Source organism: Aeromonas sp. FDAARGOS 1409, assembly GCF_019048705.1.
In the GTDB taxonomy this organism is placed as follows: Bacteria; Pseudomonadota; Gammaproteobacteria; order Enterobacterales; family Aeromonadaceae; genus Aeromonas; species Aeromonas sanarellii.
Window position 1 is genome coordinate 1,377,491 of record NZ_CP077395.1, and the last position, 12,019, is coordinate 1,389,509.

A 12,019-nucleotide genomic window follows, 5' to 3' on the forward strand; every position below is an offset into this window, starting at 1 on the left:
GTCTGAAGGGCGGATCATTCTATCTGTTTAGCATCCGGAGGGGAACGTCTACTTCAGGATCAGTATGGATCAGGGATCCGCTAAATAGATCTTAAGGATCTTTAGATCGATCTTTTATTGGATCTCTTATTAGGATCCGACACTTCTGTTGATAAGCCATTTTTGATCATAAAGATCATTCGCTTAAAGACGATCGCTGCTTGTGGAAAAGCTTGGATCCTGGAAGGGCGAACGGGGGGATAACCCTGGTTTTTATACACAGGAGCACGTCACATGGGATCTAATACATGAATAACTATAGGTTTTGCAGAGCTTTGCACCGTAGTTATGCACATTTATCCGGAGTGCTGTGGGTGACGAGCCGGAACAACTTCTCCGGATCCCCCTGTTAATAACCTGGTGGATAGGGATCTGGGGATAAAGGGGGAGATCGGGGGAGTGAGACCGGATCTCCCGCCCCCTGATCAGGCGATCGAGGCCATCCAGTCGTGGATCCAGGCTTCGGCGGCGTCTTCCGGGATCTCGTGCTGGGTCACGTCTATCTCCAGACGATCCCCGATCCGGCTTGCTCCGCACTCGGCCAGCAGCCGATCCAGCGTCTTGCCACCCTGGCAGAAGGTGTCATAGCTGCGATCCCCCAGGGCGATCACCCCATATTTCAAGGCGCTGAGATCCGGGCGCTGGTCCGCAAGATCCTTGGCGAAGGGTTGCAGATTGTCGGGCACGTCGCCGGCACCGTGAGTGGAGGTGATCACCAGCAGTATGGCCTCGGGCTCGGCCAGGATCTCGGCCAGCCTGGCCGGGTTGTGGATCTCGGCTTGGTGGCCCGCCTGTTCCAGCAGGCTGGCCACATGATCTGCGACATATTCGGAGGCCCCCAGCATGGAGCCGACGACGAGGTTGAGTTTGGCCATGGAATGATCCTGATGTCATCGAAAGAGTGAAGAGCAGGGATCTTACCGCCAAAGCATGTGGATAAATATGGATAAAGCTTGGGGATAAGGATCCTTCACTATTTTTATGGCAGAGGCCGCCCTCACCATCTTTTTTATCTTCCCCTGTGTTCCCTTCTTTTGACCACCCATCCTGAATGAGTCTTTCTGCCGGAAAAGTCGTCCGTTGATACAGCAGGTAACAATAGAGATGCAAATGATTAGCAATTATTGAATCGATTCGATCATGGCTCCTGTAGTAGCATTGTGCCGCTTTATTCGCCTAAGGAGTCGGGCAAACCGGCCGCATTGGGCACCCATAATAAGAAACCAAATTATAACTCATTGATATTTGAGACACTTATATGATTGCGCAAAGAAATACCCAGAATGCAGTGATGCGAAAGAAGGGGGCCCAGCTGTTGCCGCTCTCCTGCCTGCTGGCGAGCCTGCCGGTGCTGGCCGCCGAACCGGCGGACAAAGAGCTGCCCAAGGCGGCTGAAACCATGGTGGTCACCGGCACCGCCATGAAGGTCGAGGTGCCCATGGCCGAGACTCCTCGCGCCGTCTCCGTGGTCAACCGTGAAGAGCTGGATCAGCACGCCGTGCAGCAGCTCGACGAGTCCGTGCGCTACCGCTCCGGCGTGCTCACCGGTTTCTATGGCTCGGACAACAATACCGACTGGTTCAAGGTGCGTGGCTTCGATGCCGCCCAATACCTCGATGGCAACCGGCTGTTCGGCACCGGCTACTATGTCTGGACACCGGAGCCATTTGGTCTGGAAAGCGTGGAGCTGCTCAAGGGCCCGGCCTCCATCCTCTACGGCGAGGCGCCTCCCGGCGGTGTGATCAACGCCATCAGCAAGCGTCCCACCGCGACCCCGCAAGGCCTGGTCAATCTGCAACTGGGCAACCGGGATCTACGCCAGGTCGGGGTCGACTTCTCCGACGATCTGACCGATGACAGCCGCTACCGCATGGTTGCGCTCTATAAGGAGCGCGACGGCGTGCTGGATGGCACCTACAACGAGCGCGCCTATCTGGCGCCAAGCGTCACCCTGGACATCTCGGATCGCACCAGCCTCACCCTGCTGGCCAGCTTCCTGCACGACGAAGGGGTGCCCACCAACGGTTTCTTCCCCGTCTATGGCACCCTGAACACCTCGGGCGGCCAGATCGATCCCGCCACCAACCTGAGTCAGCCGGATTACGATCGCAACCGCAACACCCAGATCTCCACCGGTTACGAGCTGGCCCACCAGTTCAACCAGACCTGGGAGTTCAAACAGAACGTCCGCTTCAACTACAACGATCTGCTGCTGCGCCAGACCTATATCTTCCCGACTTACGAAGGCACCACCGCCTACCGTGGCCTGGTCTACCGTGACGGCGACACCAAGAGCGCCACCATGGACAACCAGCTGGTGGGCTACTGGAACACGGATCGCACCGAGCAGACCCTGTTGATGGGGATCGATCTGCAGCGCCACGTGAACGAAGGGGTCGAGGCCGACAACTACGGTATGGGGTCCATCGACACCATGAACCCGGATTACAGCGGCTTCCCCGGCTTCGATGAGTCCACCGCCACCTATCAGAAGAACACCAAGGGCCAGAGCGGTCTCTACGCCCAGCATCAGATCCGCTGGGACGATCGCTGGTTGCTGACCGCAGGTGGTCGCTTCGACTATGTGGAGACCCACAACATCAGCGAAGCCACCAGCAAGAACGAGAAGCAGTATGACGACAACCTCTCGCTCTCCGGCAGCCTGATGTATCTGGCCGACAACGGCCTCTCCCCCTACTTTGCCTATGCGGAGTCGTTCGAAGTGTTGCCGGGCATAGATCCGAACACCAAGAACTCCTACAAGCCGCTGGAAGGCAAGCTGTATGAGACCGGCATCAAGTACGCCCCCAGCTTCCTCGACGGTTACATCAACCTGGCGCTGTTCGATCTGGAGCAGACCAACTCGCTCGTCTCTACAGGATCCGGCCAGCAGACCCAGGCCGGCGAAGTGACCTCCCAGGGCGTCGAGCTGGAAGGGAGCGTACAGGCCACCGAGGCGCTGCGCCTGACCGCTGCTTATACCTACACCGATGCCAAGACCAACGACACCGGCAACGGTGATCGTCGCGCCAGCCTGATCCCGCGTCACCAGGCCTCCTTCTGGGGCAATTACAAGGTGCAACAGGGTCCGGTCTCCGGACTGGAAGTGGGTTCCGGGGTGCGTTACATCGGATCCAGTGTCGGCATAGGTGCCGTGAATGCGGACTACACCCCCATCTATGGTTCGGCCCAGGTGCCGGCCCAGACGGTGTGGGATGCGATGATCGGGTATGACTTCGCCAAGAACTGGCGTGCCCAGGTCAACGTCAACAACCTGCTGAACGACACCTATGTGGCGAGCTGTGACTACTACTGCTACTACGGTGAGCCGCGCAGCATAGTCGGCTCCGTCAACTACCGCTGGTAAGATCCAGGCCGGGCGGGAGCCTCAAGCTCCCGCCCTCCTTCTTTTTGTACACAGGCCTGTCATGGAACTCTTGTCACTGGTTTACCGCCAATACCGTTGGCCCTTCATCGCCATCAGCCTGCTCAGCCTGCTCAGCGCGGTGAGCGGGATAGGCGTTATTGCCTTTATCAATCAATCTCTTATCGAATCTTCTGGCGATCCGCTGCCGATCCTGGGCCAACTGCTCGGCCTTATCCTGCTGTTGCTGGTGATTACGCTCGGATCCCAGCTAGCCCTGACCACACTCGGTCATCATTTCGTCTACGGGTTGCGCGGCCGCCTGCTCAAGCAACTGCTGGACACCGACGTCGCCCGCATTCGCCAGATAGGGCAGGGGCCGCTGCTGGCCTCCCTCTCCAGCGACATCGGCCAGATCACCATCGCCTTCGTGCGCCTGCCGGAGCTGGTGCAGGGGCTGGTGCTGACCCTGGGCTCCATCATCTACCTCGGCATGCTGTCGCCCGCCCTGCTCACCGTCACCGCCCTCTGGGTCACCTTCACCATGGTGGTGGGCTGGTTGCTGGTGAACCGGGTCTATCGCCACCTGTCCCGCATGCGTCAGGCCGAGGACAGGCTCTACCAGAACTACCAGTCCATCATCGCCGGCAGCAAGGAGCTGGCGCTCAACCGCGAGCGGGCCCACTTCGTCTACCACAGGCTCTATGAGCAGAACGCCCGGGACTACCGCCGTCACATCATCAGCGCCGATACCTATCACCTGAGCGCGGTGAACTGGTCGAACATCATGATGCTGGGGGCCATAGGCCTGGTCTTCTTCCTGGCCAATGGCCTGGGATGGGCCAATACCAACGTGGCCGCCACCTTCGCCCTGACCCTGCTGTTCCTGCGCACCCCGCTGCTGCAGGGCATCGGCGCCCTGCCGACCCTGATCGCCGCCCAGGTGGCGTTCGACAAGATTGCCGCCCTGAATCTTGCCCCGCCTGCTCCCGACTTCCCGCTGCCGCCTGCGCCTCGCGCCTGGCGGCGCATCCAGCTGGAGCAGGTGAGTTTCCACTATCCGGGGGAGGGCGGCTTCGCGGTCGGTCCCATCGATCTCACCATCGAGAAGGGGGAGCAGATCTTCCTCATCGGGGGCAACGGCTCCGGCAAGTCGACCCTGGCCATGCTGCTGACCGGGCTCTACCAGCCGGTGTCGGGCCGGATTCTGCTGGATGGGGAGCCCGTCGCGGATCGCAACGCCTACCTGGCGATCTTCTCCGCCATCTTCACCGACTACCACCTGTTCCAGCACCTGCTGGGGCCGGAGCCCAAAGAGGCGCTGATCGCCGAGTGGCTGGATCGGCTGCAGATGGGCAGCAAGTTGCACATCGAGGATGACTTCATCACTGACATCGACCTCTCCCAGGGGCAGCGCAAGCGGGTCGCCCTGCTGCTGGCACTGGCGGAGCAGCGCGAGGTGATGCTGTTCGACGAGTGGGCGGCGGATCAGGATCCCCAGTTTCGCCGCATCTTCTATCAGGTGCTGTTGCCGCGCTTGAAGGAGATGGGCAAGACGGTGATCGCCATAAGCCACGACGATCTCTACTTCTCTCTGGCGGATCGTCTGCTGGAGATGCGTCAGGGCCAGCTTACCGAGCTGACCGGCGAGCGGCGCGAGCAGGTGAGCCGGGATGCCGTCACCCATCTGGACACCGATTTGAATGCAGAGGTGCCGGTCTGAATCCGGCCAACAGGAACACCTTATGTTTGAGATGAAAGCCGCCAGCTTCGTGGTCAACGACCGCCAGTTGCTGCACCCCACGGATCTGCGCTTCGAACAGGGCCAGGTCCATGGCCTCATCGGCCACAATGGTTCCGGCAAGTCGACCCTGCTCAAGCTGCTGGCCCGCCAGCAGCCCCTGAGCGGCGGCGAGATACTGTTCGACGACAAGCCTCTGTCCGACTGGGGAAACCGGGACTTCGCCCGCCAGGTGGCCTATCTGCCCCAGCACCTGCCAAGCGCCGAGAACCTGCTCGGCCGCGAGCTGGTGGAGATGGGGCGCTACCCCTGGCGCGGCCTGCTGGGCCGCATGCAGGAGGCCGATCACCGCCAGGTGGAGAAGGCCATCGCCCTGACCCACACCGAGCCCTTCGCCGATCGGCTGGTGGATACCCTCTCCGGCGGCGAGCGGGGGAGGGTCTGGCTCGCCATGCTGCTGGCCCAGGGGAGTCGCTTCATCCTGCTGGACGAGCCCCTGGCCGCCCTGGACGTGGCCCATCAGGTGGAGGTGCTCACCCTCGTCAAGCAGTTGAGTCGCCAGCTCAACCTGGGGGTCATCATCGTCATCCATGACATCAACATGGCCTCCCGCTTCTGCGACAGGCTGGTGGCGCTGCACAGCGGCCGCCTGCTGACCCACGGCGTGCCAGACGACATCATGACCGGCGAAACCCTGCACGCCATCTACGGCATCCCGATGGAGGTCATTCGCCACCCGGCCCATGACCATGCCATCGCCATCGTCTAGCGGGGCTACCTCGATGCGTTTATTGAAGAAGACGGGCTGGTTCTGCTGCCTGCTGACCCCCCTGCTGTTGCAGGCCGAGCCAGCACAGCCTGCCGCTGCAGACCTCCCTCAAGCCGAGGTTGTGAAGTCGGTACCCCGCATTGCCACCGTCGACTGGACTGTGGCGGAGACCCTGCTGGCCCTGGGCGTGGCGCCGCTGGCCATGGGGGATGTGGAGTCTTATCGCGCCTGGGTGGGGGAGCCGACGCTGCCGGCGGAGGTGGTGGATATCGGCCTGAGGATGCAACCCAACCGCGAGCTGCTGGCGGAGCTCAAGCCCGACCTCATCCTCATCTCGCCGCTGATGGAGTCGTTGGAGACCACCCTGTCCCGCATCGCCCCGGTGCAATCCATCGCCCTCTACGAGCCGGATGCGGATCTGTGGCAGCGACTGCACGAGGCGACCCTGACCATAGCCGCCCTGGTGAACAAAACCGCCGAGGCCGAACGCCAGATCGCGGCCCTGGATCGGGAGCTGGCACGGATGAAGGGACAACTGCCGACCGATCTGCCGCCCTTGCTGGTGGTGCAGTTTATCGATGAGCGCCATGTGCGGGTGTTTGGCCGCCACAGCCTGTTCAAGGCGGTGATGCAACGGCTGGGGCTGCGCAACGCCTGGCAGGGGGAGACCAACGCCTGGGGCTTCTCCGTGGTCAGCCTGGAGCAGTTCCTGGCCCTGCCTGAGACCCGGCTGGTGGTGGTCGATCCCGTGCCGGTGGGGGTGAGCGAGCGGCTGCAGGAGCCGGGGCTGTGGCAGCATCTGCCGCTGGTGAAGCAGGGCAAGGTATTGCACCTGCCCGCCGTCTGGAGCTTCGGTGGCCTGCTCGCCGCCCGTCGCTTCGCCGATCTGTTGAGTGGCGCCCTGAAAGGGGAGATACCCTCCGATCCGGCAACCCGGGTGACCGCCAAGGGGGCCACCCGATGAACCAGCTTCTTCCCGCCTCCCTGCTGCGCCCCGGCCTTTGCCTGCTGCTGCTGACCTTCTCCCTGGCCGGCTGGGAACTGGCCCACCAGCTACCGGATGTCTCCTGGTGGCAGGCCATCTTCTCGCCGCAACTGGAGGATGCCCGTCAGGCGGTGATCCACTTCAGCTGGCTGCCGCGCCTCGCCATCTGCCTGCTGGCCGGTGCCGCCCTCGGCCTTGCCGGTACCCTGCTGCAGCAGGTGCTGCGCAACCCCCTCGCGTCTCCCACCACGCTCGGGGTGGCCTCAGGTGCCCAGCTGGCATTGATGATGGTGACCCTGTTTGCCCCCGCCTGGCTGCTGATCGGGCGCGAGTGGATCGCCATGGCGGGGGGGAGCCTCGCCATGGGGCTGGTGTTCGCCCTGGCCTGGCGCCGCCAGCTCAATCCGGTGGTCATCGTCTTCGCCGGTCTGGTGATCAACCTCTATCTGGCGGCCATCAGCATGGGGCTCTTGCTGTTCTTCCAGGAGGAGCTCAAGGGTCTGCTGGTGTGGGGCAGTGGCTCCCTGGCCCAGAACAGCTGGAGCGGGGTCGGCTACCTGCTGCCACGGCTGCTGGTGGCCAGCGTACTGGCGGCGCTGCTGGCCCGTCCCCTGGCAGTGCTGGAGCTGGACGATGCCAGCGCCCGCAGCCTGGGGGTCTCCCTCAAGCATCTGCGCTTCGCCGGCCTCGGCCTCGCGGTGTTCATCACCGCCTGTGTGGTGAGCGTGGTGGGGCTCGTCGGCTTCATCGGGCTGGCGGCCCCCGTCATGGTGCGCATGCTGGGAGTGAGGCGGCTCGGCCTGCGTCTGTTGTGGGCGCCCGTGCTGGGCGCCCTGTTGCTGGCTGCCACCGATCTGTTGCTGCAATCCCTGACCCGTTTCTGGCCCGTGTTGATCCCGACCGGTGCCATGACGGCCCTGCTCGGGGCGCCGCTGCTGCTCTGGCTGATCCCGCGCCTCACCCTCAAGTCCACTCCCAGGGCGTCCGCCGGGCTGGTGGTGGCACGTCACCCTGCGCCTGCACGCCTTGTCGGCCTGATGTTGACGGGGCTGGTCTTGGCGGTGATCGCCTCCCTGCTGTTTGGTCAGGGAATGCATGGCTGGGATTGGCCGAGCTGGCTCAGGTGGGAAGCTCAGCTGGAGTGGCGATTGCCGCGCACCCTGGCGGCAGGGGCGGCCGGCGTGCTGCTGGCGCTGGCGGGCACCCTGCTGCAGCGAGTCAGCAACAATCCCATGGCGAGCCCCGAGCTGCTGGGGGTGAGCGGTGGCACCTTTATGGGGGTCATTGCCGCCGCATTATTGCTGCCTGCGCTGCCGCTGCCCATGATGCTGCTGGGAGGCGTGCTGGGGGCCTTTGGCTGCCTGCTGCTCTTGGTGCTGATCAACCGCAAGCACGGTTTTCAGCCGGAGCGGATCCTGCTCTCCGGCATCGCCATCACGGCGCTGTTCGAGCCGCTACAGGCCATAGCGCTGGCCAACGGCGATCCGCGGGTGCAGCAACTGCTCTCCTGGATGTCCGGCTCCACCTATTATGTCACCCAGCCGGTGGCCATGGCGCTGGCTGTGCTGGCGCTGCTGATGCTGGCGGCCTGTCTGCTGGTGAGCCGCTGGCTGGATCTGATGCCCATGGGGCCGGCGGTTGCGACGGCGCTCGGCATTCGACTCAGCCGCGCCCAGCTCGTCATCCTGCTGCTGGTGGCCGTGCTCACCGCCAGCGCCACCATGGTGATAGGGCCGCTCTCCTTCGCCGGCCTGCTGGCGCCGCACCTGGCCAGGATGATGGGACTGGTGCGGGCGCGCTGGCATCTGCTCGGGGCGGCGGGCTGTGGCGCCCTCTTGATGGTGTCGTCGGACTGGGTCGGCCAGCAGATCCTCTTCCCCCAGGAGGTTCCGGTCGGTCTGGTCTCCACCCTGTTAGGGGGCGCTTACTTCATGTGGTGCCTGCGCCGGCTGTAGGGTTTAGCATAAAAAGCGCACAAAAAAAGCCCGGGATCATCCCGGGCTTTTCATTGCCTGCCGTGCAGGTTTACTTGCCGATGCAGAAACTGGAGAAGATGCGACCCAGCAGGTCATCCGAGCTGAACTCACCGGTGATCTCGGAGAGGGACTCCTGCGCCAGGCGCAGCTCCTCGGCCACCAGCTCACCGGCCACATAGATCTCGAGTTGGTCCTTGGCCACCAGCAGCCGCTCGGCGGCGCGCTCCAGCGCGTCCAGGTGGCGGCGGCGGGCCATGAAGCCCCCCTCGGTGTTGCCCTGGAAGCCCATGCACGCCTTGAGGTGCTCGCGCAGTGCGGGCAGCCCCAGCTCGGTCTTGGCGGAGATGCGGTAGACGGCGTGGCCCTGCTCCTGACTCGGAGCCAGATCTTCGCCGGTCAGGTCGGCTTTGTTGCGCACCACGGTGAGGCCGATCTTTTTTGGCAACCGATCAACAAATTCCGGCCAGATCTCCCGCGGGTCGACCGCATCCGTGGTGGTGCCATCCACCATGAACAGCACCCGATCGGCCTGTTCTATTTCGGCCCAGGCACGCTCGATGCCGATTTGCTCCACCTTGTCCTGGGTATCGCGCAGGCCGGCGGTGTCGATGATGTGCAGCGGCATGCCATCCAAATGGATGTGCTCGCGCAGCACGTCGCGGGTAGTGCCGGCGATCTCGGTGACGATGGCGGACTCGCGGCCGGCCAGGGCGTTGAGCAGGCTCGATTTGCCGGCGTTGGGGCGACCGGCGATCACCACCTTCATCCCTTCCCGCAGCAGGGCGCCCTGCTTGGCCTCGCCGCGCACGGCATCCAGTTCGTCCATGATGGCGTAGAGATCGCCAGCCACCTTGCCGTCGGAGAGAAAATCGATCTCCTCGTCCGGGAAGTCGATGGCCGCTTCCACGTAGATGCGCAGCCGGGTGAGGCTCTCCACCAGCTGCTGCACCTTGTCGGAAAACTGGCCCTGCAGGGAGTGCATGGCGCTGCGGGCGGCCTGCTCGCTGGAGGCTTCGATGAGATCGGCGATGGCCTCGGCCTGGGCCAGATCCAGCTTGTCGTTGAGGAAGGCGCGCTCGCTGAACTCGCCGGGGCGGGCGGGGCGGATGCCCTCGATCTGCAGGATGCGGCGCACCAGCATGTCGAGGATGACGGGGCCGCCATGGCCCTGCAGCTCCAGTACGTCTTCACCGGTGAAGCTGTTGGGGGCCTTGAACAGCAGGGCTATGCCCTGATCCAGCGGCTGGCCCTGCTCGTCCCTGAATGGCAGGTATTCGGCATAGCGCACCCTGGGCAGCCTGCCGAGCACGGTTTCGGCGACCCGCTCGGCGGCGGGGCCTGAGACCCGGACTATGCCGACGCCGCCACGGCCGGGGGCGGTGGCCTGTGCCACTATGGTGTCTGTTGTCATCTTGCTTGACTCGTCTGTTCGGTGATTGCGGACATTGTAATAAAAAAGGCGGCCCGAAGGCCGCCTCTTTTGTCATCAGGGAAGATTAGCTGCGGGAATGCAGGCCCTTCTTCTCCAGCTGACGATAGATGATGGTCTGCTGGATGATGGAGATGACGTTGCTCACCAGCCAGTACAGGGTCAGACCGGCCGGGAACCAGAGGAACATGAAGGTGAAGATGATCGGCATGAACTGCATCACCTTCTGCTGCATCGGGTCCGTGATGGTGGTCGGGCTCATCTTCTGCAGATACCACATGGAGGCACCCATGAGGATCGGCAGCACGAAGAAGGGGTCCTTCACCGACAGGTCGGTGATCCACAGGGCGAACGGCGCGTGACGCAGCTCAACAGACTCCATCAATGCCCAGTAGAGGGCGATGAAGATGGGCATCTGTACCAGGATGGGCAGACAGCCACCCAGCGGGTTGACCTTCTCCTTCTTGTACAGCTCCATCATGCCCTGGGACATCTTCTGGCGATCGTCACCGAAGCGTTCCTTGAGCGCCGCCAGCTTGGGCTGGAGCATGCGCATCTTGGCCATGGAGGTGTACTGGGCCTTGGTCAGCGGGAACATGATGCCGCGCACCAGCAGGGTCAGCATGATGATGGCCAGACCCCAGTTCTGGACGAAGCCGTGGAACACGGTCAGCAGCCAGTGCAGCGGCTGGGCGATGAACCAGAGCCAGCCGTAGTCGACGGTCAGGTCGAGGTGGTTGGCCACCTTGGCCATCTGATCCTGCAGCTTGGGACCGATCCACAGCTTGCCGCTCACCTCGGCCTGCTGGCCGGCGGCGACGTCAACCAGGGGCGCCTTGTAGCCGATGATGGCCTGGTCCTTGCCCGGGATCACGCGGCTGTAGAAGCTGTTGGTGTCCTCGGCATTCGGCGCCCAGGCGGAGACGAAGTAGTGTTGCAGCATGGCGACCCAGCCACCCTTGGTGGTCTTGTTCAGGTCGGCATCCTTCATCTCGTCGAAGGTGTACTTCTTGTAGCGGTTGTCGTCGCTGGAGAAGGCACCACCACGGTAGGCGCTGGCCACCATGGCATGGCCTTCCTGATCCTTCGGCGTGGTCATGGTCTGCTTCAGCTGACCGTAGAACTGCACCTGGACCGGCTCGGCAGACTTGTTGTCGATCTTGTAGTCGACACCCACGGCGTAATCGCCGCGCTTGAGGACGAACTCCTTGGTGAAGACCACGCCCTTGCTGTCGGTCCAGGTCATGGGGACCACGACCTGATCCTGACCGTCGGCCAGCTGATAGCTGGTCTGGGCCACATCATAGGTGGGACGGCCCTCGGCCTGACTGTCCGGGCCGTTGCGACCGACCAGGCCGCTCTGGGCGACATAGAGGTGCGCCGGCTGGCTGGTCAGCAGGGTAAACGGCTGTTCCTTGCCTTCTTCCAGCTTGTGGGCCAGCAGTTCGGCAGAGACGATGTCACCGCCCTGGGTATCCAGGGTCAACTTGAGCACGTCGGAGGAGACGGTGATCAGCTTGCGTGCGGCGTTACCATTTGCTTGCTCGGAAACCTGGGGAATATCACCGGTCTGACCGGCTTCAGGTACGAAATGTTCGGTTTGGGCCACGGTCGTCGGGGCCGGCTTCGGAGCCTTGTCGGACTCCCACTGTTGCCAGAGCAAGAAGCTCACGAACAGCAAACCGATCAGGAGTAAATTGCGTTGTGATTCCATAG

Annotated in this window: 8 protein-coding genes; 5 read left to right on the forward strand and 3 right to left on the reverse strand. The window is 63.0% G+C overall.

What is annotated here, in order from left to right:
* Positions 1–464: 464 nt before the first annotated feature.
* The gene (gene mioC, locus I6L39_RS06620) at positions 465–914 is read right to left on the reverse strand and encodes an FMN-binding protein MioC (RefSeq protein WP_216991370.1); all 450 of its coding nucleotides are present in this window, start codon (positions 912–914) and stop codon (positions 465–467) included.
* A 383-nt stretch (positions 915–1,297) separates the two neighbouring features.
* Here mioC and I6L39_RS06625 point away from each other — a divergent pair, with 383 nt between their 5' ends.
* The 5 genes from I6L39_RS06625 to fhuB all read left to right on the forward strand — a co-directional run bounded on the left by I6L39_RS06625 (position 1,298) and on the right by fhuB (position 8,853).
* Positions 1,298–3,406, forward strand: a complete 2,109-nt coding sequence (locus I6L39_RS06625; RefSeq protein ID WP_216991371.1) for a TonB-dependent siderophore receptor — start codon at positions 1,298–1,300, stop codon at positions 3,404–3,406.
* Positions 3,407–3,467: 61 nt separating this feature from the next.
* Positions 3,468–5,126: a multidrug ABC transporter permease/ATP-binding protein gene (locus tag I6L39_RS06630; protein WP_216991372.1), complete on the forward strand. Its 1,659-nt coding sequence runs from the start codon at positions 3,468–3,470 to the stop codon at positions 5,124–5,126.
* Between the two features lie 22 nt (positions 5,127–5,148).
* Positions 5,149–5,913 carry an ATP-binding cassette domain-containing protein gene (locus I6L39_RS06635; RefSeq protein WP_216991373.1) on the forward strand — a complete coding sequence of 255 codons (765 nt, stop codon included), beginning with the start codon at positions 5,149–5,151 and terminating at the stop codon, positions 5,911–5,913.
* A 13-nt stretch (positions 5,914–5,926) separates the two neighbouring features.
* Positions 5,927–6,877: an ABC transporter substrate-binding protein gene (locus I6L39_RS06640; RefSeq protein WP_216991374.1), complete on the forward strand. Its 951-nt coding sequence runs from the start codon at positions 5,927–5,929 to the stop codon at positions 6,875–6,877.
* Positions 6,874–8,853, forward strand: coding sequence for a Fe(3+)-hydroxamate ABC transporter permease FhuB (gene fhuB / locus I6L39_RS06645; protein ID WP_216991375.1), 1,980 nt, complete (start codon positions 6,874–6,876; stop codon positions 8,851–8,853). Before I6L39_RS06640 ends, fhuB begins: the two co-directional genes overlap by 4 nt.
* Before the next feature lie 70 nt (positions 8,854–8,923).
* On the opposite strand, the gene mnmE is transcribed toward fhuB, so the two are convergent.
* Both mnmE and yidC read right to left on the reverse strand, forming a co-directional pair.
* Entirely contained in the window at positions 8,924–10,285 is a 1,362-nt protein-coding gene (mnmE, locus tag I6L39_RS06650) for a tRNA uridine-5-carboxymethylaminomethyl(34) synthesis GTPase MnmE (protein ID WP_216991376.1), read from the reverse strand.
* A gap of 85 nt (positions 10,286–10,370) precedes the next feature.
* Positions 10,371–12,017, reverse strand: coding sequence for a membrane protein insertase YidC (yidC, locus tag I6L39_RS06655; protein ID WP_042079069.1), 1,647 nt, complete (start codon positions 12,015–12,017; stop codon positions 10,371–10,373).
* Positions 12,018–12,019: the final 2 nt, after the last annotated feature.